This window comes from Streptomyces sp. NPDC018045 (assembly GCF_044327445.1).
Taxonomy (GTDB): domain Bacteria; phylum Actinomycetota; class Actinomycetes; order Streptomycetales; family Streptomycetaceae; genus Streptomyces.
Map to the genome: position 1 here is coordinate 171,964 of NZ_JBIRFL010000005.1, position 23,142 is coordinate 195,105.

Sequence of the window (23,142 nt, forward strand, 5' to 3'; positions counted from 1 at the left end):
GCCACCCGCGAGGTGGACCCCGGCAGCCGGCACCCCAGCAAAGATCACCTGGCGCCGATGAGTAAGGCGTACAGAACCACTCCACAGGAGGACCCCAGTGGCGAAGGCGAAGTTCGAGCGGACTAAGCCGCACGTCAACATCGGCACCATCGGTCACATCGACCACGGTAAGACGACCCTCACGGCCGCCATTACCAAGGTGCTGCATGACGCGTACCCGGACCTGAACGAGGCCTCGGCCTTCGACCAGATCGACAAGGCTCCCGAGGAGCGCCAGCGCGGTATCACGATCTCGATCGCGCACGTCGAGTACCAGACGGAGAACCGTCACTACGCCCACGTCGACTGCCCCGGTCACGCGGACTACATCAAGAACATGATCACCGGTGCCGCCCAGATGGACGGCGCGATCCTCGTGGTCGCCGCGACCGACGGTCCGATGCCGCAGACCAAGGAGCACGTGCTCCTGGCCCGCCAGGTCGGCGTGCCCTACATCGTGGTGGCCCTGAACAAGGCCGACATGGTGGACGACGAGGAGATCCTGGAGCTCGTCGAGCTCGAGGTCCGCGAGCTCCTCTCGGAGTACGAGTTCCCGGGCGACGACGTTCCGGTCGTCAAGGTCTCGGCGCTCAAGGCGCTCGAGGGCGACAAGGAGTGGGGCGACTCCGTCCTCAAGCTCATGGCCGCCGTCGACGAGTCGATCCCGCAGCCCGAGCGTGACGTCGACAAGCCGTTCCTGATGCCGATCGAGGACGTCTTCACGATCACCGGCCGTGGCACCGTTGTCACCGGTCGTATCGAGCGTGGTGTCCTCAAGGTCAACGAGACCGTCGACATCATCGGCATCAAGCAGGACAAGACCACGACCACGGTCACCGGCATCGAGATGTTCCGGAAGCTGCTGGACGAGGGCCAGGCCGGTGAGAACGTCGGTCTGCTGCTCCGTGGCATCAAGCGCGAGGACGTCGAGCGCGGCCAGGTCATCATCAAGCCGGGCTCGGTCACCCCGCACACGGAGTTCGAGGCGCAGGCGTACATCCTGTCGAAGGACGAGGGTGGCCGTCACACCCCGTTCTTCAACAACTACCGCCCGCAGTTCTACTTCCGTACCACGGACGTGACCGGCGTCGTGACCCTCCCCGAGGGCACCGAGATGGTCATGCCGGGCGACAACACCGAGATGTCGGTCCAGCTCATCCAGCCGGTCGCCATGGAGGAGGGCCTGAAGTTCGCCATCCGTGAGGGTGGCCGGACCGTCGGCGCCGGCCAGGTCACCAAGATCGTCAAGTAATTCCTGACGGTCGGGGCGACCCGGCAGCTCTTGCGAGCGCTCAGAGAAGCCCCGCTCACCTTCGGGTGAGCGGGGCTTCTCGCTGTTCACGGCCGTATCGCGGGCGGGCCCTTCTGCTTCCCGCCCCGGCTGCCTAGCATGTGCGGGTCGGCGCGTACCCCGTCGGGACGCGACCCTTCTCCCGGAAGCGACGCCATGCTGCGCACCATGTTCAAGTCCAAGATCCACCGTGCCACCGTCACCCAGGCGGACCTGCACTACGTCGGCTCGGTGACGGTCGACGCTGACCTGCTGGACGCCGCCGACCTGCTGCCCGGCGAACTGGTCCACATCGTCGACATCACCAACGGCGCCCGCCTGGAGACGTACATCATCGAGGGCGAACGCGGCTCCGGCGTCCTCGGCATCAACGGCGCCGCCGCGCACCTCGTCCACCCCGGCGACCTGGTCATCCTCATCAGCTACGCCCAGATGGACGACACCGAGGCCCGCGCCCTGCGCCCCCGCGTCGTCCACGTGAACGCCGACAACCACATCGTCGCCGTCGGCACGGACGCCTCGGAGCCGGTACCTGGCGGCACGGACGAGCGGAGCCCGGGGGCGGTTGTGCGGGCGACGTGAGCCGTCCTCCGGCGCGCGGCTGTTGTCCTGGTCGCGGCTGAAGGCCGAGGGGCCCAGCGAGCCGACACGGCTCACGTCGAGGTCGGGGACGTGGGGAAGCCGAAGGTCATGTGGCGGCAGGTCGGGCCGGTGGCGTCGAAGTTGAGGCGGCGCATCACGCGGGGGAGGCCGGCGGGGACGGCCGTTCTGCCGTGGACGACGGCCGTGTTGTCGGCGATCAGTACGTCGCCGGTGGCGAGCCTGAAGCTCAGCCGGTTCGCGGGGGCGGCGAAGAAGCGGCACAGCTCCGCGTACTGGTCACGGACGTCCGGGCGCGGGACGACCCGGGACACGCCGTCCGCCATCCGGAACTTCAGCGTGCAGACGCCGTCGCGGTGCCGGAACAGCGGCTGGGTGCTGGTCTGGTCGGTACGGGTGATGGTCAGCGCGTCGGGCTCGGTCAGCGCGTCCTTCCGCCCGGGGAACTGCCGCGCCAGGTACTCGTAGGCCGCCTGGGCGCTGGCCAGGACGGACAGACCGCCGCGGGTGGCCGGCCGTACGCACTGGAGCGTGATCAGGGCCTCGGGGCGGTCCCGGAACGCGCCGTCCGTGTGCAGCAGGTGTTCCGCGCGGGTCGAGCCGAGGAAGCCGGCGACCGGCTCGGCGGGGCTGATCGGCACGATCCCGTCGCGGTCCGCGCGCGGGTGCGGCACCGGGGTGCCGAAGCGCCGCCGCAGGCTGAGCAGGTCCTGGCGGCTCCGGGAGCGTTCCGCGCAGCGCAGGATGGCGAAGCCGTACCGGTTGAACGCGGCCAGCATCTGGTGCTCCTGCGCCACCGACATGCAGCACAGGGCGGGGACCCGGACGATCTGCGCCGCCACGGACAGCTCGGCGCCGAACGGGCGGCGCTGGTCAGGTGCCGCCATGGCCGGTGCCCTCCGGACGCCGTACGGGGGCCTCGGCCTCCGGTGCGGGGCCGTTCGACGGTGGGGCGGTCTGGGCAGGGCCGGGCGTCGGTGGGGCGGTCTGTGCCGGCTTCGGTGTCGCTGTGGGGCCCCGGTCCGGTGCTGGCGTGCGTGTGGCATTCCTTGTCGGCGTCGCGGTGGGGCCGGGGCCCCGTACCGGCCCTGCCGGCGGTGTCGGTGTCGGTGTCGGTGTCGGTGCGAGCGTGGCCAGCCAGGCGCGGAGTACGGCGGTGGCCATTCGCTCGATTCCGGCGCGGTCGTGGCGTACGTCGCCGGGCGCGTCCGCGAGGCCGTCGGGTTGGCGGTGGTGGAAGGCCGTGATGGCCTGGTCGTCGGCGGGGTACTCGGCCCCGCTCTCCGTCCGCAGCATGATCTTCGCGAGGAGCGCGGTGGCCTTGTAGAGCACCCGCAGGTCCGGTTCGCCGAGCAGGAGCTGCTTGCGCAGGGTGACGGCGGCCTGGACGCCGTCGCGCACGCTGACGTCCGCGTACGTCACGGCGTCCGGTACGGGCAGGGCGAGGCCGGGTGCGCACCACAGGGGCGCGAGGGCGCCCGCCCCGCTGAGGGTGAGGACGTGCAGCAGTCGCGGGGGCAGGGCGCCCGCGCGGAACTCGTCCTCGGTGAGGACCGTCATGGTCATCCGGACCCCCTCCAGCACGGGTTCCAGCTCCGTGCGGACGCGCCGGAGCCGGGGCAGGCCGTCCTGCGGTGCCAGGACGAGGACGTCCAGGTCGCTCCAGCCGTGCCGGTACGTCCCGCGGGCCGCGCTGCCGGTGACGGCGAGCAGGTCCGCGGACGCCCACCGCCCGGTGAGCTGTTCGCGCAGGTCACGCAGGTACCTGCCGAGGCACGGCGGGAGTCCCAGGCTGTGGATGGAGACGGGCTTGAGCGGCCGGAACGTCCAGGCCGCGTCGAAGGCGAGGCGGTCCAGCCGCCGCTGGAGACGGAGCCGGGGCCAGGCTGCGGCGGTGTTCTGGCCGGCCTCTCCGGGGGCGCTGTCCGGTGCGCGGACGCCCGCAAAGGCATCCGGGGCGGTGGCCGGTCCCGGCACGGCATCGGGGCGCAGGGCGTGCAGCCGGTCGCCGAAGATCTTGCCCAGCTCCTCGACGGTGGCCCGGTCGCGTACGGGTTCGATGCTCACGCGGTCGAGGAAGGGGTGCGCGGCGCAGTAGCGGTCGAGGCCGTCGGCGATGCGTTCGGCCCGGGTCGTGACGGCGTCGGCGTCCGTACCGGCCGGGTCGTGCGCCGCGGTGCCGGCCAGGTGTGCGGCGTCCAGCCGGGCGTAGCCGCGGCGGGTGCGCAGGTATTCGCCGGCGGCGTCGCGCGCCTGGTCGCAGTCGCCGCCCAGCGCCACCACCCGGACCCGGGAGAGCGCGCACTCCGGGACCGCCGGGTAGCGCCGGTGCAGGCTTTGGCGCAGCTCGTGCTGGACGTCGATCGCCGGGCGGTCGCCGACGACGACGGCCGTGTCGAACCGTCCCTCGTCGACGAGTCGGCCGAGCTGCTCGTGCAGCCGCCCCTGGTAGGCCGCCAGGAGGCCGTCGGGGGCCGGGGACCGGGCCAGGCAGCGTGCGGCGCCGCGGGCGGGGTCCTCGTCGTGCAGCAGGACGATGCCGTACTCGGCCTCCTCGGCGGCGCGCAGCGCGGTGAGGTACGGGGCGAGCGCCGTGCGCGCCTCGTGTGCCGCGCGCGCCGGGCCGCGCCGCTCACGCACCGCGATGACCGCGGCGAGCGTCGCCTCCAGCATGGGCAGGCCCTGCCGTACGCAGATCAGGTCACCGGCCCGGGGCTGCCGGGTGCGGGCGAGGTAGGCAGCGGCGAGCACGTCCGCCAGTCGCTGGTGGGAAGCGCCTTCGAGCCACCATCCGGTTCTCTCCGTACCGCAGAGGGCGGGCCACCGGGGGGCGTGCTCCTCGGCGCGGGCCGAGATCTCGATCCGCGGCGTACGGCGGGCCAGCATACGGAGCTGGGTGTCCTTGCCCACGTGAGCCGGTCCGCTGACGGCGATGACCCGGTGTGCCGCCGGCGGACGGTCTGCGGTCGGTGGGTTCATGGGCATGGTGTTTTTCCTCCGGCGGTGCGCGGGCGGGTGTGTTCGGGTTTTGCGGCATGGGGCGGTAGCGGGCGTTTCTTTTCCGGGCGGGTGTTTTGATGGGGGCGGGGCTTTTCGTGTGGGGGGAAGGTGTCGGTGAGTGGTCGGCCGGCGTTCGCCGTATGGACTTTGGCCATTCCCGGGGCCGGCGGGCCGTCCGGCGGTTTCTCTGCGAGGATGAATAGCCGGTGCCGGGGAATGCGCCGCCGCCTACGGGTTTCACGTCTTCGCGGCCGCGCCCGCGTCCCCGCCCGTTTCTGTTTCCTTTTCCGGCCCGCTTCCCCACGTCTCGTCCGGCTCCGCAGGCGTCGCCGTACGGGACAGGGCCCAGCCGATGCCGGCGGCCGCCACGAGGGAGGTCAGGCCGCCGGTGAGGAAGCCGGCGCGGGGGCCGCAGGTCTCGGTGATCCAGCCGACGGCCGGCGCGGACAGCGGGGTGCCGCCCATGAACGCGATCTTGAAGAGACTCATCACCCGGCCCCGCGTCGCCGCGTCGGCCCGGAGCTGGACGTGCGCGTTGGCGGTGGCGGTGACGATCAGGCCGGTCATGCCGACCAGGGCCAGCAGGGCCGCGAAGAGCCACAGGACGGGGGCGAGCGCCGCGGCCGTCTCCAGGGCGCCGAACAGCAGCGCCGCCGCGGTCAGCACCCGCCGCGGCGGCGCGAGGCTGCGCGCCGCCCACAGCGCCCCCGCCACCGCCCCTGCCGCCAGCAGGGTGTTGAGCAGCCCGTACACGCCGGAGCCGGTACGGAAGACCTGCACGCTGAACGCGGTCAGCCAGACCGGGAAGTTGAACCCGAACGTGCCGACGAAGGCGACCAGCACGATCGGCCACAGCAGGTCGGGATCGCGGCCGACCTGCCGCAGGGCCGCCCTCACCTGGCCGCTGCCGTGCGGGGCGCGTTCGGGCGGGTGCAGCTCGCCGGGGCGCATGAGCAGCAGGGCGGCGAGCGGCGCGAGGTAGGAGAGGCCGTTGAGGAGGAACGCCCAGCCGCTGCCCGCGACCGTGATCACGACGCCGGCGACGGCGGGGCCGATCAGGCGCGCGGTCTGGAAGGTGGCGGCGTTCAGGCTCACCGCGTTGCGCAGATGCTCCGCCCCGACCAGCTCGCCGACGAACGCCTGCCGGGCGGGGGCGTCCGCGACGGAGACCAGGCCCAGCACGGCCGCCATGACGTACACGTGCCAGGGGCGCACCTGGCCCGACAGCACCAGCACGGCCAGCACCAGCCCCGTCGCGCCCAGCGCGGCCTGGGTGTGCAGCAGCAGCCGGCGCATGGGCAGCCGGTCGGCGATCAGGCCGCCGTGCAGCCCGAGGAGCAGCATCGGCGCGTACTGGAGCCCGACGGTGAGCCCGACGGCGGCGGGGGAGCCGGTCAGCTCGACGACCAGCCAGTCCTGCGCGATGCGCTGCATCCACGTACCGGTGTGGGAGACGGCCTGCCCGGCGGCGAACAGCCGGTAGTTACGGATGCGGAGCGAGCCGAACGTCACCGCGGTCCGGGGCGCGGAGCCGCGGTCGCGGCCGGGCGGCAGCGGCGCGGAGGCGGGACCCGGCGCCCCGGTCACGCCCGCCGCCTCGCGGAGGCCCGGGGCGCATGACCTCCGTGTCCGTACACGGGTGCGGGATTTCCCCGTCTGTACCGAGAGGGGCGTCTGTACCGAGAGGCATGTCCGTACCGAGAGGCATGGCTGTGCCGAGAGGGATGTCTGGACCGAAAAGGGGAAACACGCCGAGAACCGTGTCCGTACCGAGAACGGTGCATGAAATCCTCCTCCCCGCTCGCCCGGTCGATACGGTTCAGGATTCCCTCGGCGGTGCCGCGTAGTCGCCGTGTGCGCAGCTTCAGCCGTAAGGCTTCCATTTCGTGTGAGCTGTAGGATTGTGCGGGCAGTTCGATACGGCGTGCATTTCGGCCGAAGCGGATATCTTTTCGCGCTCGGCGGCCGGGGGCGCGGCGGCGCGCGCGGTCGTGAGCCGGAGCGGGACAGGGGCGTGCGCCCCGTCCCGTGTCCCGGCGGGTACGGAAGGTCCGGGGCCGGTTCGGGTTGCGGGGTGTGGCGCGCACGAATTGCCGAGAGGCCTTCCGTCATTTGGCGTAACGTACTGGTGTCGGAGCGTCACCGCCTGGGAGAAGCGGCTCGCGCCGAGGGGGTCAGGCGTCGCCAGGAAGTCCAGTCGGCACCAGAGGAGTCAGCCTCTCGTGGTTCTTGCTCACCCCGTCGCCCGTGCCGCGCCGCCGAGCGCCGGCTCCCCAGTCGCCCCGGAAGCCGCCCCGGAGCCGCGCCCGCGCCGCGTGCCGCCGCGGCCTTCCGTACGCGCCGACGGGCGGTGAGCGGGTGGTCGGCAGCGAGATCAGGCCCTGCGATCACCCGAAGAAGGACGTGCGGCGGGTCCTGGAGAAGTGGGCGGCCCGGGGGTGGGTGCTGCGCAAGGACGGACACTGGGGGCGGCTCTACTGCCCGTGTGCGGGGCGCTGCACGGTCATCCCGGTGGCGGGCACGCCGCGCAGCCCCACCGCGCACGCGCGCGTGATCGACCGGCTGGCGGCGCGGTGCCCGCTGCCCGGGGACGCGGCGAACCGCAGTCTCACGGGGATGCCGCGCGGCGAAGCGTGACCGTTGCGTCAACTGAGGTGGGCGTTGGGCGGCCGTACGTTTTGCGACAGTTGTCCGCGCGGGATGCGACAGGCTTTGTCATGCTTTGTCTGTTGACGAACGACAACAGACCTGCAACCCTGCCCAAGGACTAGGGGGACGCCGCCATGGACTACGACTTCACCTTCGTCGTCACGGGTGCGACCGTCGACGACCAGGACGCCGTCGATGCGCTGCGCGAGACCTGTGACGCCCTCCTGGCGCGGGCCGGCGGCGTCGATCTGCTCAGCATCGCCTGGCCCGGCGACTGCGCGGTCCGGGCCGCGCTCGAAGCGGCCTCCGCGGCGCGGGCCGCGGTGCCGCGCCTGCGGGTGCGCCGCCTCGACCGCGACCTGGTCGGCATACACGAGATCGCCGAGCGCACGGGGCGCTCCCGGCAGAACGTCGCCCAGTGGGTCGCCGGGGTGCGCAAGGCCCAGGGCGCGCCCTTCCCGGCCGCCGAGGGGACCGTCGGGCGCTCCCAGGCGTGGCTGTGGCCGGAGGTCAACCGCTGGCTCGCCGCGCACGGCCTCGACGACGGTGCGGCCCACCCCACCCGTGAGGAGATGGCGGAGATCGACGTGGCGCTGGCCGGCCGGGTCTCGCTGACGTTCCGGTTCGCCGCGACCGCGGGCTTCCAGGAGGGCCGCCAGCGCGTCATCGACGAGCTGCGCAATCGCCACATAAACCGGTTCCTGGGCATACTGGCGGGGTTCGAGGGGACCACGGACGAGCACGGCAACCACGTCCTGGTCGTGGCCGACGGCCGCGAGCCGGCCCGCGGGGTGATGGAGCGGGTCGCGCAGTTCCCGCACGACGTCGTGCTGGTGACCGAGACCGACCAGTTCACCGTCACGGTCCTCTCCAGCCGCGGCCCGGACCGCTCGGGCCGCGTCGTCCCCGTGTCCGGGACGGCGACGGTCGGCGAGTGGCTCCGCCAGGTCCGCGACTTCCCGCACGCGGCCTTCGCCGTGGAGGGTGACGACCGTCTCGCGGAGGAGTCCGCCCGCATCCAGTGGCAGATGGCGATCGCGGCCTAGCCGCGGGGGTGTCGCGCTCCGCGCGCGGCCCGGCCCGGCACGCCGGAGGCGGGTCCGTGCACCCGCACGGTGTGACGCGGTGTACGATCTCCCGCTCGATTGGCAGCGGTCGCCGCTGATGTGGCACACTGTCCAGGTTGCTCGGTTGAGTGCCGATGCTGCGCGCCTCCCGCCGGGAGGACTGGAAGCGAGTCCTAGGTATTCGTCGTCCCTCATCAGGGGCGGAAGTACGGGAATCTTCCGGGAAGCGTCAGCGGGGTGCCTCAGCCAGGCGCCCGGTGGGTGTTCATCCCCCACGTTTTCCTTCTCGAAGGATCGCCCTTGCGGGGATCTGCGGGAAGGAGCGCGACACGCCCGACCGCGTGGGTCGGTGGATGAACGGCAACGTACCGGGTCCCAGAGCGTTACGAGAGACAGGACTACGAAGTAGCCATGGCGGGACAGAAGATCCGCATCCGGCTCAAGGCCTACGACCACGAGGTCATCGACACGTCGGCGAAGAAGATCGTCGAGACGGTGACCCGTACTGGTGCGTCGGTCGCGGGCCCGGTGCCGCTCCCCACCGAGAAGAACGTGTACTGCGTCATCAAGTCGCCGCACAAGTACAAGGACTCGCGCGAGCACTTCGAGATGCGCACGCACAAGCGCCTGATCGACATCCTCGACCCGACGCCCAAGACCGTTGACTCGCTGATGCGCCTGGACCTTCCGGCCGGCGTTGACATCGAGATCAAGCTCTGAGAGGCGCAGTAGAGATGGCTAAGCAGATCAAGGGCATCCTGGGCGAGAAGCTCGGCATGACCCAGGTCTGGGACGAGAACAACCGTGTCGTCCCGGTCACTGTGGTCAAGGCCGGCCCCTGCGTCGTTACCCAGGTGCGCACCAATGACCAGGACGGCTACGACTCCGTCCAGATCGCCTTCGGCGAGATCGACCCGCGCAAGGTGAACAAGCCCCTCAAGGGCCACTTCGCGAAGGCCGACGTCACCCCCCGCCGTCACCTCGTCGAGGTCCGTACCACTGACGCCAGTGAGTACACCCTCGGCCAGGAGCTGACCGCCGAGACCTTCGAGTCCGGCGTCAAGGTGGACGTGACCGGCAAGAGCAAGGGCAAGGGCTTCGCCGGTGTCATGAAGCGTCACGGCTTCCACGGCGGCAAGGCGTCGCACGGTGCCCACCGCGTGCACCGCAAGCCGGGCTCCATCGGTGGCTGCGCCACCCCGGGCCGCGTGTTCAAGGGCATGCGGATGGCCGGCCGTATGGGCAACGAGCGGGTCACCACCCAGAACCTGACCGTCCATGCCGTTGACGCGGAGAAGGGTCTGCTGCTCATCAAGGGCGCAGTTCCTGGTCCGAACGGCGGCCTCGTCCTGGTCCGTACCGCGGCCAAGGGGGCCTGAGGTAACCGATGAGCACCATTGACATCCTTTCGCCGGCAGGCGACAAGGCCGGGACCGTCGAGCTCCCCGCGGAGATCTTCGACGCGAAGGTCAGCATCCCGCTGATCCACCAGGTCGTCGTCGCACAGCTGGCCGCGGCCCGTCAGGGCACGCACAAGACCAAGACTCGCGGCGAGGTCCGCGGCGGTGGCAAGAAGCCGTACCGCCAGAAGGGCACCGGCCGCGCGCGCCAGGGTTCGACCCGTGCGCCGCAGTTCGCCGGCGGTGGCGTCGTCCACGGCCCCGTGCCGCGTGACTACTCGCAGCGGACCCCGAAGAAGATGAAGGCCGCCGCCCTGCGCGGTGCCCTCACCGACCGGGCCCGCAACAGCCGTGTCCACGTCGTCTCCGGCGTGGTCGAGGGCGAGGTCTCCACGAAGGCCGCCAAGGCTCTCCTCGGCAAGATCAGCGAGCGCAAGCACGTGCTCCTGGTCGCCGAGCGCGCCGACGAGGCCGCGTGGCTGTCCGCCCGCAACCTGCCCCAGGTCCACATCCTGGAGCCGGGCCAGCTCAACACGTACGACGTGCTCGTGTCCGACGACGTGGTCTTCACCAAGACCGCCTTCGAGTCCTTCGTGGCTGGTCCCAAGGCCGCTGAGCTCGAAGGGAGCGCCGCCTGATGACTGAGGCGACCGTTACCAGCAAGTCCTTCTCGGACCCGCGCGACCTTCTGGTCAAGCCGGTCGTCTCCGAGAAGAGCTACGCGCTGCTGGACGAGAACAAGTACACGTTCATCGTCGACCCGCGTGCGAACAAGACCCAGATCAAGCAGGCCGTCGAGGCGGTCTTCTCGGTCAAGGTCACCGGGGTCAACACGATCAACCGCCAGGGCAAGCGCAAGCGCACCCGCACCGGTTTCGGTAAGCGCGCCAACACCAAGCGCGCCATCGTGACCCTCGCCGAGGGCGACCGTATCGACATCTTCGGCGGCCCGGTCTCCTAACGGAGTCCGAGTCGTCCGGAATCGGACGAGGACTGAGAAATGGGTATCCGCAAGTACAAGCCGACGACCCCGGGCCGTCGTGGCTCCAGCGTCGCCGACTTTGTCGAGATCACGCGGTCCACGCCGGAGAAGTCGCTGGTCCGCCCGCTGCACAGCAAGGGCGGCCGTAACAACGCCGGTCGTGTGACCGTTCGCCACCAGGGTGGTGGCCACAAGCGCGCCTACCGCGTGATCGACTTCCGTCGTCACGACAAGGACGGCGTGCCGGCCAAGGTCGCGCACATCGAGTACGACCCGAACCGCACCGCGCGCATCGCGCTGCTGCACTACGCCGACGGCGAGAAGCGCTACATCATCGCGCCGCGCGGCCTGGTGCAGGGTGCTCGGATTGAGAACGGCCAGGGCGCCGACATCAAGCCGGGCAACAACCTGCCGCTGCGCCACATCCCGGTCGGTACGACGATCCACGCCATCGAGCTGCGGCCCGGCGGCGGCGCGAAGTTCGCCCGCTCCGCGGGTGCTTCCGTGCAGTTGCTGGCGAAGGAGGGCTCCATGGCCCACCTTCGTATGCCGTCCGGTGAGATCCGCCTGGTCGACGTGCGCTGCCGCGCCACCGTCGGCGAGGTCGGCAATGCCGAGCAGTCGAACATCAACTGGGGCAAGGCCGGCCGTATGCGCTGGAAGGGCGTCCGCCCGACCGTGCGTGGTGTCGTGATGAACCCGGTCGACCACCCGCACGGTGGTGGTGAGGGCAAGACCTCCGGTGGTCGCCACCCGGTCTCGCCCTGGGGCCAGAAGGAGGGTCGTACGCGTTCGCCGAAGAAGGCTTCGAACAAGTACATCGTCCGCCGCCGCAAGACGAACAAGAAGCGCTAGGAGCGGGTTTAGATGCCGCGTAGTCTCAAGAAGGGGCCCTTCGTCGACGACCACCTGAGCAAGAAGGTGGACACGCAGAACGAAGCCGGCACCAAGAACGTCATCAAGACCTGGTCCCGCCGCTCCATGATCGTCCCGGCCATGCTCGGCCACACGATCGCGGTGCACGACGGCCGCAAGCACGTCCCGGTGTTCGTCACCGAGTCGATGGTCGGCCACAAGCTCGGCGAGTTTGCGCCGACCCGCACCTTCCGCGGCCACGAGAAGGACGACCGCAAGTCGCGTCGTCGCTGATCGACCGGAGTGCGAAGACTATGACTGACACCGAAGGGACAACCATGGAAGCCAGGGCCCAGGCGCGGTACATCCGCGTCACGCCCATGAAGGCCCGCCGAGTGGTGGACCTTATCCGTGGCATGGATGCCACGGAGGCTCAGGCGGTCCTGCGTTTCGCCCCGCAGGCCGCGAGCGTGCCCGTCGGCAAGGTGCTGGACAGCGCCATTGCCAACGCGGCGCACAACTACGACCACACCGACGCCGGCAGCCTCGTCATTTCCGAGGCGTACGTCGACGAGGGTCCGACCCTGAAGCGGTTCCGGCCGCGCGCCCAGGGCCGTGCCTACCGGATCCGCAAGCGGACCAGCCACATCACCGTGGTCGTCAGCAGCAAGGAAGGAACCCGGTAATGGGCCAGAAGGTAAACCCGCACGGGTTCCGGCTCGGCATCACCACCGACTTCAAGTCGCGCTGGTACGCCGACAAGCTGTACAAGGACTACGTCAAGGAAGACGTCGCCATTCGTCGCATGATGACGAAGGGCATGGAGCGCGCCGGTATCTCGAAGGTTGAGATCGAGCGCACCCGTGAGCGCGTCCGCGTCGACATCCACACCGCTCGTCCGGGCATCGTCATCGGCCGCCGCGGCGCCGAGGCCGACCGCATCCGCGGCGAACTGGAGAAGCTGACCGGCAAGCAGGTCCAGCTCAACATCCTCGAGGTCAAGAACCCCGAGACCGATGCTCAGCTCGTGGCCCAGGCCGTCGCCGAGCAGCTCTCCTCCCGCGTCTCCTTCCGTCGCGCCATGCGCAAGAGCATGCAGTCGACGATGAAGGCCGGCGCCAAGGGCATCAAGATCCAGTGTGGTGGCCGTCTCGGCGGCGCCGAGATGTCGCGCTCGGAGTTCTACCGCGAGGGCCGCGTGCCCCTGCACACGCTCCGCGCCAACGTCGACTACGGCTTCTTCGAGGCCAAGACCACCTTCGGCCGTATCGGTGTGAAGGTCTGGATCTACAAGGGCGACGTCAAGAACATCGCCGAGGTCCGCGCCGAGAACGCCGCCGCCCGTGCGGGCAACCGCCCGGCCCGTGGTGGAGGCGGCAACGACCGCCCGCGCCGCGGTGGCGAGCGTGGCGGCCGTGGCGGCCGCAAGCCGCAGCAGAACGCCGCTGCCGAGGCCCCCAAGGCCGAGGCCGCTGCCGCTGCTCCGGCTGCTGAGAGCACCGGAACGGAGGGCTGACCGACATGCTGATCCCTCGCAGGGTCAAGCACCGCAAGCAGCACCACCCGAAGCGCAACGGTATGGCCAAGGGTGGCACCGAGCTTGCCTTCGGTGAGTACGGCATTCAGGCCGTGACCCCCGCCTACGTGACGAACCGGCAGATCGAGTCCGCTCGTATCGCCATGACCCGTCACATCAAGCGTGGCGGCAAGGTTTGGATCAACATTTACCCGGACCGCCCGCTGACGAAGAAGCCGGCCGAGACCCGCATGGGTTCCGGTAAGGGTTCTCCGGAGTGGTGGGTCGCGAACGTCAAGCCCGGACGGGTGATGTTCGAGCTGTCCTTCCCGAACGAAAAGGTTGCGAAGGAGGCGCTGACCCGCGCCGCCCACAAGCTTCCGATGAAGTGCCGCATCGTGCGGCGCGAGGCAGGTGAGTCGTGATGGCGGCCGGTACCAAGGCGACCGAGCTGCGCGAGCTGAATGGCGAGGACCTCGTCAAGAAGCTTCGTGAGGCCAAGGAGGAGCTGTTCAACCTCCGCTTCCAGGCGGCGACCGGACAGCTTGAGAACCACGGCCGGCTGAAGGCCGTCCGCAAGGACATCGCCCGGATCTACACCCTGATGCGGGAGCGCGAGCTCGGCATCGAAACGGTGGAGAGCGCCTGATGAGCGAGAAGAATGTGACTGAGACGAACGAGCGCGGTTTCCGCAAGACCCGCGAGGGTCTGGTCGTCAGCGACAAGATGGACAAGACCGTCGTCGTCGCCGTCGAGGACCGTGTCAAGCACGCGCTGTACGGCAAGGTCATCCGCCGTACGAACAAGCTCAAGGCGCACGACGAGCAGAACGCTGCCGGTGTCGGCGACCGCGTCCTCCTGATGGAGACGCGTCCGCTTTCGGCGAGCAAGCGCTGGCGCATCGTCGAGATCCTCGAGAAGGCCAAGTAAGGAAATTCCCGTTCGGGAATTTTCATAGATACCGCCTGGGGGGTTTCCCCCAGGTCAGTTCCGCCAGGCTCGGCGGTGGGCCTCAGCAATGAGGCCCCCGCCGGGAACCGGCAGACGATCAGGAGATAGACGTGATCCAGCAGGAGTCGCGGCTTCGGGTCGCCGACAACACGGGTGCGAAGGAAATTCTCACCATCCGTGTTCTCGGTGGTTCGGGCCGCCGCTACGCGGGCATCGGTGACGTCATCGTCGCCACCGTCAAGGATGCGATCCCCGGTGGCAACGTGAAGAAGGGTGACGTCGTCAAGGCGGTCATCGTTCGCACCGTCAAGGAGCGCCGCCGTCCGGACGGCTCGTACATCCGCTTCGACGAGAACGCGGCCGTCATCCTCAAGAACGATGGCGACCCCCGCGGCACCCGTATCTTCGGCCCCGTGGGCCGGGAGCTGCGCGAGAAGAAGTTCATGAAGATCATCTCGCTCGCGCCGGAGGTGCTGTAACCGATGAAGATCAAGAAGGGCGACCTGGTCCAGATCATCACCGGCAAGGACAAGGGCAAGCAGGGCAAGGTCATCGCGGCCTTCCCCCGCGAGGACCGTGTCCTGGTCGAGGGTGTCAACCGGGTCAAGAAGCACACCAAGGCCGGTCAGACCGCTCGCGGCTCGAAGACCGGCGGCATCGTGACGACCGAGGCCCCCATCCACGTCAGCAACGTGCAGCTTGTCGTGGAGAAGGACGGCAACAAGGTCGTCACCCGCGTCGGGTACCGCTTCGACGAAGAGGGCAACAAGATCCGCGTTGCCAAGCGGACCGGTGAGGACATCTGATGACTGCCACCACCAACGCGCCGCGCCTCAAGCAGCGCTACCGCGAAGAGATCGCCGGGAAGCTGAAGGACGAGTTCTCCTACGAGAACGTCATGCAGATCCCCGGTCTGACCAAGATCGTGGTCAACATGGGTGTGGGCGACGCCGCCCGCGACTCCAAGCTGATCGAGGGTGCCATCAAGGACCTCACCACGATCACCGGCCAGAAGCCGGCCGTCACCAAGGCCCGTAAGTCCATCGCGCAGTTCAAGCTGCGCGAGGGCCAGCCGATCGGTGCCCACGTCACCCTCCGCGGTGACCGCATGTGGGAGTTCCTGGACCGCCTGCTGTCGCTCGCGCTGCCGCGCATCCGCGACTTCCGTGGTCTGTCCCCGAAGCAGTTCGACGGTCGGGGCAACTACACCTTCGGTCTCACGGAGCAGGCGATGTTCCACGAGATCGACCAGGACAAGATCGACCGGCAGCGGGGCATGGACATCACCGTGGTCACCACGGCGTCCAACGACGATGAGGGCCGTGCCCTGCTTCGTCACCTCGGCTTCCCGTTCAAGGAGAACTGACCGTGGCGAAGAAGGCTCTGATCGCTAAGGCGGCCCGCAAGCCGAAGTTCGCTGTGCGCGCGTACACGCGTTGCCAGCGCTGCGGCCGGCCGCACTCCGTCTACCGCAAGTTCGGCCTGTGCCGCGTGTGCCTCCGTGAGATGGCTCACCGTGGCGAGCTGCCGGGCGTGACCAAGAGCTCCTGGTAAACACCCCCTCCCGCTCGTCCGACCAGCGCCCTTGGGGGCGCCCGGTGGACAGCAGGAATCACGAGGGTGGTTCCGGAGTCTCTCGGTAAGCATCTGTTCGGCGGGGGCCCGCCCTTTGATCCCGTAGGGTAGAAGGGTTGGGCGCCCGCCGCCCAGGAACGACTTACTACGCCGAAGGTCCCCGCGCCGCACCCGTCCCGACCCTGATCGGGGAGAGGGATGGCGCATACAGGAAACCCCGGCGAGAGAGGCCGAAGGCCAATTCATGACCATGACTGACCCCATCGCAGACATGCTCACGCGTCTGCGGAACGCGAACTCGGCGTACCACGACACCGTCGTGATGCCGCACAGCAAGATCAAGTCGCACATCGCGGAGATCCTCCAGCAGGAGGGTTACATCACCGGCTGGAAGGTCGAGGACGCCGAGGTCGGCAAGAACCTCACCCTCGAGCTGAAGTTCGGTCCGAACCGCGAGCGCTCGATCGCCGGCATCAAGCGCATCTCGAAGCCGGGCCTGCGGGTCTACGCAAAGTCCACCAACCTGCCGAAGGTGCTCGGCGGCCTGGGCGTGGCGATCATCTCCACGTCGCACGGTCTCCTCACCGGTCAGCAGGCCAGCAAGAAGGGCGTAGGCGGAGAAGTTCTCGCCTACGTCTGGTAATTCGGGAACGGAGGAATAGCTAATGTCGCGTATTGGCAAGCTGCCCATCCAGGTTCCCGCTGGTGTGGACGTCACCATCGACGGCCGCACGGTTTCGGTGAAGGGTCCCAAGGGCTCCCTGCAGCACACCGTCGCCGCGCCCATCGAGGTCGCCAAGGGTGAGGACGGCGTCATCAGCGTCACCCGCCCCAACGACGAGCGTCAGAACAAGGCCCTGCACGGCCTGTCCCGCACGCTGGTGGCGAACATGATCACCGGCGTGACCCAGGGATTCACTAAGGCGCTCGAGATCAGCGGTGTCGGTTACCGCGTCCAGGCGAAGGGCTCCAACCTGGAGTTCTCGCTCGGTTACAGCCACCCGATCCTGGTCGAGGCGCCCGAGGGCATCTCGTTCAAGGTCGAGTCCCCGACCAAGCTGAGCGTCGAGGGCATCGACAAGCAGAAGGTCGGCGAGGTCGCCGCGAACATCCGCAAGCTGCGCAAGCCCGACCCGTACAAGGCCAAGGGCGTCAAGTACGCCGGCGAGGTCATCCGCCGCAAGGTCGGAAAGGCTGGTAAGTAAGCCATGGCATACGGTGTGAAGGTCGCGAAGGGCGACGCCTACAAGCGCGCCGCCGCGAAGCGTCGCCACATCCGCATCCGTAAGCGGATCTCGGGTACGCCGGAGCGTCCGCGTCTGGTCGTGACGCGGTCCAACCGCGGTATCACCGCCCAGGTCATCGACGACATCAAGGGTCACACCCTGGCGTCGGCGTCGACCCTGGACGCGTCGATCCGTGGTGGCGAGGGCAACAAGACGGACCTGGCCAAGCAGGTCGGATCCCTGGTCGCCGAGCGCGCCAAGGCCGCCGGCGTCGAGGCCGTCGTGTTCGACCGTGGTGGCAAGCAGTACGCCGGGCGGATTGCCGCTCTGGCCGACGCCGCCCGCGAAGCCGGGCTGAAGTTCTAAGCCCCGGTTCCGTAGCTAGCGGACGTAACAGAGAGAGGTAATTCCAATGGCTGGACCCCAGCGCCGCGGGAGCGGTGCCGGTGGCGGCGAGCGGCGGGACCGTAAGGACCGGCGGGACGGCGGCGCTGCTGCCGAGAAGACCGCCTACGTCGAGCGTGTTGTCGCAATCAACCGTGTCGCCAAGGTTGTGAAGGGTGGTCGTCGCTTCAGCTTCACCGCGCTGGTCGTGGTGGGTGACGGTGACGGCACCGTGGGCGTCGGTTACGGCAAGGCCAAGGAGGTGCCGGCCGCCATCGCCAAGGGCGTCGAGGAGGCCAAGAAGCACTTCTTCAAGGTCCCCCGTATCGGCGGCACCATCCCGCACCCGATCCAGGGCGAAGAGGCTGCGGGCGTCGTCCTGCTCAAGCCGGCTTCCCCCGGTACCGGTGTGATCGCCGGTGGCCCGGTGCGCGCCGTTCTGGAGTGCGCGGGCATCCACGACGTGCTGAGCAAGTCGCTCGGTTCGTCGAACCCGATCAACATCGTGCACGCCACGCGCGCCGCGCTCCAGGGCCTTCAGCGGCCCGAGGAGATCGCTGCCCGCCGTGGCCTGCCGCTGGAGGACGTTGCTCCCGCCGCTCTGCTGCGGGCGCGTGCCGGGGTGAACGCGTAATGGCTTCGCTCAAGATCACGCAGACCAAGTCCATCATCGGCAGCAAGCAGAACCACCGCGACACCCTGCGTTCGCTCGGTCTCAAGAAGATCAACGACGTGGTTGTCAAGGAAGACCGCCCCGAGTACCGCGGCATGGTTCACACCGTGCGCCACCTCGTGACGGTCGAGGAGGTCGACTGACATGGCGGAGAACAACCCGCTGAAGGTCCACAACCTCCGTCCTGCCCCGGGCGCCAAGACCGCCAAGACCCGTGTGGGTCGTGGTGAGGCGTCCAAGGGTAAGACCGCAGGTCGTGGTACCAAGGGCACGAAGGCCCGTTACCAGGTTCCGGAGCGCTTCGAGGGCGGCCAGATGCCGCTGCACATGCGCCTCCCGAAGCTGAAGGGCTTCAAGAACCCCGCCCACAAGCAGTTCCAGGTCGTGAACCTGGACAAGCTGGCCGCGCTCTACCCGCAGGGTGGCGAGGTCACGGTGACCGACCTGGTCGCCAAGGGCGCGGTGCGCAAGAACGAGCTCGTCAAGGTCCTGGGCCAGGGCGAGATCTCCGTGGCGCTGACGGTGACGGTGGACTCCGTCTCCGGCTCCGCCAAGGAGAAGATCACCGCTGCCGGTGGCAGCGTCACCGAACTCATCTGAGTTCAGTGAATCAACTGACCGGGGATGCCCACGTATTGGGGCATCCCCGGTCGGTCGTTCCAAGGGGGGCGTGGTCGCCGGTAAGGTGGCGTGCACTGTTGCTGTATTTTCCGGGGGTTCTTCCCCCGGGCCCCCGCCGCGTGGGCTGATGTCTGCGCGGTTTTGGCCGCTTTGTATCCGTCATCCTCAAGACCGTCACCTCTCGCTCCAGAGGCGGGAGGCGCAGGAGGCACCGTGCTCACCGCGTTCGCCCGAGCGTTCAAGACGCCCGACCTGCGCAAGAAGCTGCTGTTCACATTGGGCATCGTGCTCGTCTACCGGCTCGGAGCGCATGTTCCGGTGCCCGGGGTGAACTACTCCAATGTCGACACCTGCATGAAGCAGGCCGGCGCCAACGGCGGTCTCTTCGGCCTGGTGAACATGTTCAGCGGTGGTGCGCTGCTCCAAATCACGATCTTCGCGCTGGGGATCATGCCGTACATCACGGCGAGCATCATCCTCCAGCTCCTGACCGTGGTCATCCCCCGTCTGGAGGCCCTCAAGAAAGAGGGCCAGTCCGGACAGGCGAAGATCACTCAGTACACCCGGTACCTGACCGTCGCGCTCGCGGTCCTCCAGGGCACCGGCCTGGTCGCCACCGCCAAGAGCGGTGCGCTGTTCCAGGGCTGCCCCGTCGCCAGCGAGATCGTCCCGAGCGACACGATCTTCACGACGATCACCATGGTGATCACGATGACCGCCGGTACGGCCATGGTCATGTGGCTCGGTGAGCTGGTGACCGACCGCGGCATCGGCAACGGCATGTCGATCCTGATGTTCGTCGGTATCGCGGCCGGCTTCCCCGGCTCGCTGTGGCAGATCAAGATGTCCGGCAAGCTCGCCGACGGCTGGATCGAGTTCTTCTCCGTCATCGTGGTGGGTCTGGCGATGGTCGCCCTGGTGGTCTTCGTCGAGCAGGCCCAGCGGCGGATCCCCGTGCAGTACGCCAAGCGGATGATCGGACGTCGCTCGTACGGCGGTACGTCCACCTACATCCCGCTCAAGGTGAACCAGGCGGGTGTGATCCCCGTCATCTTCGCTTCGTCGCTGCTCTACATCCCGGCCCTGGTGGCACAGTTCAGCGGCTCCAAGGCCGGCTGGGCGACCTGGATCGAAACCAACTTCACCAAGGGCAACCACCCGGTCTACATCGTCACGTACTTCCTGCTGATCGTCTTCTTCGCGTTCTTCTACGTCGCCATCTCCTTCAACCCCGAAGAAGTTGCCGACAACATGAAGAAGTATGGTGGCTTCATCCCGGGGATCCGGGCCGGTCGCCCCACGGCCGAGTACCTCAGCTACGTGCTCAACCGGATCACGTGGCCGGGCTCGCTGTACCTGGGTCTGATCGCGCTGGTGCCCACCGTGGCGTTGGTGCTGTTCAAGGCCAACCAGAACTTCCCGTTCGGCGGGACGAGCATCCTGATCATCGTGGGTGTGGGTCTGGAGACCGTGAAGCAGATCGAGAGCCAGCTCCAGCAGCGCAACTACGAAGGGTTCCTCCGCTGATGCGAATCGTCCTCGTCGGGCCTCCTGGGGCAGGCAAGGGTACGCAGGCCGCGTACCTCGCCAAGAACCTCTCGATCCCGCACATCTCCACGGGCGACCTGTTCCGCGCCAACATCAGCCAGGGCACGGACCTCGGCAAAGAGGCGAAGTCCTACATGGACGCGGGCAACCTGGTCCCCGACTCGGTGACGATCGCGATGGCCGAGGACCGGCTGAACCAGGAGGACGGCCGGCACGGCTTCCTGCTGGACGGCTTCCCGCGCAACCTCGGCCAGGCCGAGGCGCTGGACGGCTACCTCAAGGACCAGGGCGTGAAGCTGGACGCCGTCCTGGACCTGGAGGTCCCCGAGGACGAGGTCGTCAAGCGGATCGCCGGCCGCCGGATCTGCCGCAACGACAGCAGTCACGTCTTCCACGTGGACTACCACAAGCCGAAGACCGAGGGCGTCTGCGACATCTGCGGCGGAGACCTGTACCAGCGCGAGGACGACCGCGAGGAGACCGTCCGCAAGCGGCTGGAGGTCTACCACACGGAGACCGAGCCGATCATTGACCACTACAAGGCCCAGGACCTGGTCGTCACGATCCCGGCCCTCGGCAAGGTCGAAGAGGTCACCCAGCGTGCGATGGGCGCGCTCGGCAAGGCCTGACCAGGCACGAAGAGCACGCATACGGCCGCGGTGCCCCGCACGGGGGCCGCGGCCGTATCGTGTATGGGGCGGCTGTGTGCCGCCGTAGCAGCGTCGTAGTAGTCGGTTTGAGGAAGGCGTAAGCCCCCATGGTGGAGATCAAGACCCCCGAGCAGATCGCGAAGATGCGCGAGGCGGGGCTGGTGGTCGCCGCCATCCACGCGGCCACCCGTGAGGTGGCGGTGCCCGGCGCCACCACCAAGGACCTGGACGACGCCGCGCGCAAGGTGCTGGCCGAGCACGGCGCCAAGTCGAACTTCCTCGGGTACGGCGGCTTCCCCGCGACGATCTGCACGTCGGTCAACGACGTCGTCGTCCACGGCATCCCCGACACCGAGACCGTCCTCGCGGACGGTGACATCATCTCCATCGACTGCGGCGCCATCATCGACGGCTGGCACGGCGACGCGGCGTACACCGCGTTCGTGGGCTCCGGTCACGCTCCGGAGCTGGTCGAGCTGAGCCGGGTGACCGAGGAGTCCATGTGGGCCGGCATCGCGGCCGTCCGCAAGGGCAACCGCCTGGTCGACATCTCCAAGGCGATCGAGGGCTACATCCGCCGGCAGCCGCGCCCGGCCAACGGCAAGTACGGCATCGTCGAGGACTACGGCGGCCACGGCATCGGCTCGCAGATGCACATGGACCCGCACCTGCTGAACTACGTCGACCGCAAGCGCGGCCGCGGCCCGAAGCTGGTCCCGGGCTTCTGCATCGCCATCGAGCCCATGGTCAACCTGGGTACGGCCAAGACCCACGTCCTGGAGGACGACTGGACGGTCAAGTCGAACGACGGCGGCTGGTCCTCGCACTGGGAGCACTCGGTCGCGCTGACCGAGCAGGGCCCGCTGGTGCTGACCGCTCCCGACGGCGGCAAGGCGAAGCTGGCGGAACTGGGCATCGAGGCCGCCCCCGACCCGCTGGCCTGACCCCGCTCCCGGCCGGGGCCCGAGGCGTAACGATCACTGTCCGTGGGCAATAATCGTGGATTCGTCTTTTCGGGAACGCTGACGTAGACTGACGCGTCGGCTGTCGTGCATCCGTGTGCCTGTTTACCGGGTATGCATCCGCACGTAGTCGATCAAGGTAGCCGATTCGAAGGGCGAAGCGTGGCCAAGAAGCAAGGTGCCATCGAAATCGAGGGCACCGTGATCGAGTCCCTCCCGAACGCGATGTTCAAGGTGGAGCTTCAGAACGGTCACAAGGTCCTCGCGCACATCAGCGGCAAGATGCGGATGCACTACATCCGTATCCTTCCGGATGACCGGGTCGTCGTGGAGCTTTCTCCCTACGACCTGACGCGTGGGCGGATCGTCTACCGCTACAAGTAGATCTTGTCGACGCCCCCTCCCGTGGGGTGGCGGCACTGACCCGGAGAACCTCACATCCCATGAAGGTCAAGCCGAGCGTCAAGAAGATCTGCGACAAGTGCAAGGTGATCCGCCGCCACGGCCGGGTCATGGTGATCTGCGACAACCTGCGCCACAAGCAGCGCCAGGGCTGAAGCACGCCGACCTTTCTGCATTTCGCAGTATCTTCGCGCGACGCAAACGCACAGTAATACGTACATACGCAGACACCCGACCCCTCGTGTTCGCTCACGTGGGGACGACACCCCCGGCTCGGAGGCCGGGGACCCGGCTCGTAATGCTCAAGAGTCTTACGGGAACGGTGCTGCGGAAGACCTCCGAATACCTCAGGAGCCTATAAATGGCACGCCTCGCAGGCGTTGATCTCCCGCGCGACAAGCGCGTCGAGGTCGCCCTCACCTACGTCTTCGGCATCGGGCGCACCCTGTCGCAGCAGACCCTCGCCGCCACCGGCGTGAACCCGGACACCCGCGTTCGCGACCTGGCCGAGGAAGACTTGGTCAAGATCCGCGAGTACGTGGACAACAACCTCAAGACCGAGGGTGACCTCCGTCGCGAGATCCAGGCCGACATTCGCCGCAAGGTCGAGATCGGCTGCTACCAGGGTCTGCGTCACCGCCGCGGTCTGCCGGTGCACGGTCAGCGCACCAGCACGAACGCCCGTACCCGCAAGGGCCCGCGTCGCGCGATCGCCGGCAAGAAGAAGCCGGGCAAGAAGTAGTCCTCAGCG

At 68.5% G+C, this 23,142-nt stretch carries 34 protein-coding genes; 31 read left to right on the forward strand and 3 right to left on the reverse strand.

Annotated features, from left to right (window positions below; all coding sequences use genetic code 11):
- Positions 1-97 precede the first annotated feature (97 nt).
- A complete protein-coding gene (gene tuf, locus ACH4EB_RS14480; RefSeq protein ID WP_398347782.1) occupies positions 98-1,291 on the forward strand; it encodes an elongation factor Tu in 1,194 nt (397 codons plus the stop codon).
- A gap of 195 nt (positions 1,292-1,486) precedes the next feature.
- Entirely contained in the window at positions 1,487-1,912 is a 426-nt protein-coding gene (gene panD / locus ACH4EB_RS14485) for an aspartate 1-decarboxylase (protein ID WP_398347783.1), read from the forward strand.
- Between the two features lie 71 nt (positions 1,913-1,983).
- On the opposite strand, the gene ACH4EB_RS14490 is transcribed toward panD, so the two are convergent.
- From ACH4EB_RS14490 to ACH4EB_RS14500, 3 genes are all read right to left on the reverse strand, one after another.
- Positions 1,984-2,817 carry a TauD/TfdA family dioxygenase gene (locus ACH4EB_RS14490; RefSeq protein ID WP_398347784.1) on the reverse strand — a complete coding sequence of 278 codons (834 nt, stop codon included), beginning with the start codon at positions 2,815-2,817 and terminating at the stop codon, positions 1,984-1,986.
- A complete protein-coding gene (locus ACH4EB_RS14495; RefSeq protein WP_398347785.1) occupies positions 2,804-4,915 on the reverse strand; it encodes a nucleotidyltransferase domain-containing protein in 2,112 nt (703 codons plus the stop codon). The genes ACH4EB_RS14490 and ACH4EB_RS14495 overlap by 14 nt, the downstream gene beginning before the upstream one ends.
- Positions 4,916-5,167: 252 nt before the next feature.
- On the reverse strand, positions 5,168-6,517 hold the full coding sequence (locus tag ACH4EB_RS14500) for an MFS transporter (RefSeq protein WP_398347786.1): 1,350 nt from the start codon (positions 6,515-6,517) through the stop codon (positions 5,168-5,170).
- A 771-nt stretch (positions 6,518-7,288) separates the two neighbouring features.
- On the opposite strand from ACH4EB_RS14500, the gene ACH4EB_RS14505 reads away from it, so the two are divergent.
- From ACH4EB_RS14505 to rpsM, 29 genes are all read left to right on the forward strand, one after another.
- Complete coding sequence (locus ACH4EB_RS14505) at positions 7,289-7,567, forward strand: hypothetical protein (protein ID WP_030016994.1); 279 nt, start codon at positions 7,289-7,291, stop codon at positions 7,565-7,567.
- 146 nt (positions 7,568-7,713) lie between these two features.
- Positions 7,714-8,625, forward strand: coding sequence for a hypothetical protein (locus ACH4EB_RS14510; protein WP_398347787.1), 912 nt, complete (start codon positions 7,714-7,716; stop codon positions 8,623-8,625).
- Positions 8,626-9,057: 432 nt separating this feature from the next.
- Positions 9,058-9,366 carry a 30S ribosomal protein S10 gene (gene rpsJ, locus ACH4EB_RS14515; protein WP_004571821.1) on the forward strand — a complete coding sequence of 103 codons (309 nt, stop codon included), beginning with the start codon at positions 9,058-9,060 and terminating at the stop codon, positions 9,364-9,366.
- A 14-nt stretch (positions 9,367-9,380) separates the two neighbouring features.
- The gene (rplC, locus tag ACH4EB_RS14520) at positions 9,381-10,025 is read left to right on the forward strand and encodes a 50S ribosomal protein L3 (protein ID WP_030016992.1); all 645 of its coding nucleotides are present in this window, start codon (positions 9,381-9,383) and stop codon (positions 10,023-10,025) included.
- An 8-nt stretch (positions 10,026-10,033) separates the two neighbouring features.
- On the forward strand, positions 10,034-10,684 hold the full coding sequence (gene rplD / locus ACH4EB_RS14525; RefSeq protein ID WP_398347789.1) for a 50S ribosomal protein L4: 651 nt from the start codon (positions 10,034-10,036) through the stop codon (positions 10,682-10,684).
- Positions 10,684-11,007, forward strand: a complete 324-nt coding sequence (gene rplW, locus ACH4EB_RS14530) for a 50S ribosomal protein L23 (RefSeq protein ID WP_030016990.1) — start codon at positions 10,684-10,686, stop codon at positions 11,005-11,007. Before rplD ends, rplW begins: the two co-directional genes overlap by 1 nt.
- Positions 11,008-11,046: 39 nt before the next feature.
- Positions 11,047-11,883: a 50S ribosomal protein L2 gene (rplB, locus tag ACH4EB_RS14535; RefSeq protein ID WP_030016989.1), complete on the forward strand. Its 837-nt coding sequence runs from the start codon at positions 11,047-11,049 to the stop codon at positions 11,881-11,883.
- A 12-nt stretch (positions 11,884-11,895) separates the two neighbouring features.
- Positions 11,896-12,177 (forward strand): 30S ribosomal protein S19, encoded by a 282-nt coding sequence (rpsS, locus tag ACH4EB_RS14540; protein WP_030016988.1) that lies wholly within the window; start codon positions 11,896-11,898, stop codon positions 12,175-12,177.
- 44 nt (positions 12,178-12,221) lie between these two features.
- Positions 12,222-12,569 carry a 50S ribosomal protein L22 gene (gene rplV / locus ACH4EB_RS14545; RefSeq protein WP_006604878.1) on the forward strand — a complete coding sequence of 116 codons (348 nt, stop codon included), beginning with the start codon at positions 12,222-12,224 and terminating at the stop codon, positions 12,567-12,569.
- Entirely contained in the window at positions 12,569-13,399 is an 831-nt protein-coding gene (rpsC, locus tag ACH4EB_RS14550; protein ID WP_030016987.1) for a 30S ribosomal protein S3, read from the forward strand. Before rplV ends, rpsC begins: the two co-directional genes overlap by 1 nt.
- A gap of 5 nt (positions 13,400-13,404) precedes the next feature.
- Entirely contained in the window at positions 13,405-13,824 is a 420-nt protein-coding gene (rplP, locus tag ACH4EB_RS14555; RefSeq protein ID WP_004571829.1) for a 50S ribosomal protein L16, read from the forward strand.
- A complete protein-coding gene (rpmC, locus tag ACH4EB_RS14560; RefSeq protein WP_030016986.1) occupies positions 13,824-14,048 on the forward strand; it encodes a 50S ribosomal protein L29 in 225 nt (74 codons plus the stop codon). The genes rplP and rpmC overlap by 1 nt, the downstream gene beginning before the upstream one ends.
- Positions 14,048-14,329, forward strand: a complete 282-nt coding sequence (gene rpsQ / locus ACH4EB_RS14565) for a 30S ribosomal protein S17 (protein ID WP_030589651.1) — start codon at positions 14,048-14,050, stop codon at positions 14,327-14,329. The genes rpmC and rpsQ overlap by 1 nt, the downstream gene beginning before the upstream one ends.
- Before the next feature lie 131 nt (positions 14,330-14,460).
- Positions 14,461-14,829 carry a 50S ribosomal protein L14 gene (gene rplN / locus ACH4EB_RS14570; RefSeq protein ID WP_003974257.1) on the forward strand — a complete coding sequence of 123 codons (369 nt, stop codon included), beginning with the start codon at positions 14,461-14,463 and terminating at the stop codon, positions 14,827-14,829.
- Between the two features lie 3 nt (positions 14,830-14,832).
- The gene (gene rplX / locus ACH4EB_RS14575) at positions 14,833-15,156 is read left to right on the forward strand and encodes a 50S ribosomal protein L24 (protein ID WP_031003050.1); all 324 of its coding nucleotides are present in this window, start codon (positions 14,833-14,835) and stop codon (positions 15,154-15,156) included.
- The gene (gene rplE, locus ACH4EB_RS14580) at positions 15,156-15,716 is read left to right on the forward strand and encodes a 50S ribosomal protein L5 (protein WP_398347790.1); all 561 of its coding nucleotides are present in this window, start codon (positions 15,156-15,158) and stop codon (positions 15,714-15,716) included. The genes rplX and rplE overlap by 1 nt, the downstream gene beginning before the upstream one ends.
- A gap of 2 nt (positions 15,717-15,718) precedes the next feature.
- Positions 15,719-15,904, forward strand: coding sequence for a type Z 30S ribosomal protein S14 (locus ACH4EB_RS14585; protein ID WP_004571834.1), 186 nt, complete (start codon positions 15,719-15,721; stop codon positions 15,902-15,904).
- A gap of 265 nt (positions 15,905-16,169) precedes the next feature.
- Positions 16,170-16,568 carry a 30S ribosomal protein S8 gene (gene rpsH / locus ACH4EB_RS14590; protein WP_227046489.1) on the forward strand — a complete coding sequence of 133 codons (399 nt, stop codon included), beginning with the start codon at positions 16,170-16,172 and terminating at the stop codon, positions 16,566-16,568.
- A 22-nt stretch (positions 16,569-16,590) separates the two neighbouring features.
- Entirely contained in the window at positions 16,591-17,130 is a 540-nt protein-coding gene (rplF, locus tag ACH4EB_RS14595) for a 50S ribosomal protein L6 (protein WP_398347791.1), read from the forward strand.
- A gap of 3 nt (positions 17,131-17,133) precedes the next feature.
- Positions 17,134-17,517, forward strand: a complete 384-nt coding sequence (gene rplR, locus ACH4EB_RS14600) for a 50S ribosomal protein L18 (RefSeq protein ID WP_030375637.1) — start codon at positions 17,134-17,136, stop codon at positions 17,515-17,517.
- A gap of 46 nt (positions 17,518-17,563) precedes the next feature.
- Positions 17,564-18,169 carry a 30S ribosomal protein S5 gene (gene rpsE, locus ACH4EB_RS14605; RefSeq protein WP_030016981.1) on the forward strand — a complete coding sequence of 202 codons (606 nt, stop codon included), beginning with the start codon at positions 17,564-17,566 and terminating at the stop codon, positions 18,167-18,169.
- Positions 18,169-18,351, forward strand: coding sequence for a 50S ribosomal protein L30 (rpmD, locus tag ACH4EB_RS14610; protein ID WP_030016980.1), 183 nt, complete (start codon positions 18,169-18,171; stop codon positions 18,349-18,351). The genes rpsE and rpmD overlap by 1 nt, the downstream gene beginning before the upstream one ends.
- 1 nt (position 18,352) lies before the next feature.
- A complete protein-coding gene (gene rplO, locus ACH4EB_RS14615) occupies positions 18,353-18,808 on the forward strand; it encodes a 50S ribosomal protein L15 (protein WP_030016979.1) in 456 nt (151 codons plus the stop codon).
- 234 nt (positions 18,809-19,042) lie between these two features.
- A complete protein-coding gene (gene secY, locus ACH4EB_RS14620) occupies positions 19,043-20,356 on the forward strand; it encodes a preprotein translocase subunit SecY (protein ID WP_398347792.1) in 1,314 nt (437 codons plus the stop codon).
- Complete coding sequence (locus tag ACH4EB_RS14625) at positions 20,356-21,006, forward strand: adenylate kinase (protein ID WP_398347793.1); 651 nt, start codon at positions 20,356-20,358, stop codon at positions 21,004-21,006. The genes secY and ACH4EB_RS14625 overlap by 1 nt, the downstream gene beginning before the upstream one ends.
- A gap of 128 nt (positions 21,007-21,134) precedes the next feature.
- Complete coding sequence (map, locus tag ACH4EB_RS14630; protein ID WP_398347794.1) at positions 21,135-21,971, forward strand: type I methionyl aminopeptidase; 837 nt, start codon at positions 21,135-21,137, stop codon at positions 21,969-21,971.
- Between the two features lie 180 nt (positions 21,972-22,151).
- The gene (gene infA, locus ACH4EB_RS14635) at positions 22,152-22,373 is read left to right on the forward strand and encodes a translation initiation factor IF-1 (protein WP_003956442.1); all 222 of its coding nucleotides are present in this window, start codon (positions 22,152-22,154) and stop codon (positions 22,371-22,373) included.
- A 59-nt stretch (positions 22,374-22,432) separates the two neighbouring features.
- Positions 22,433-22,546, forward strand: coding sequence for a 50S ribosomal protein L36 (rpmJ, locus tag ACH4EB_RS14640; RefSeq protein ID WP_003956441.1), 114 nt, complete (start codon positions 22,433-22,435; stop codon positions 22,544-22,546).
- Positions 22,547-22,752: 206 nt separating this feature from the next.
- Complete coding sequence (gene rpsM, locus ACH4EB_RS14645; RefSeq protein WP_004571844.1) at positions 22,753-23,133, forward strand: 30S ribosomal protein S13; 381 nt, start codon at positions 22,753-22,755, stop codon at positions 23,131-23,133.
- Positions 23,134-23,142: the final 9 nt, after the last annotated feature.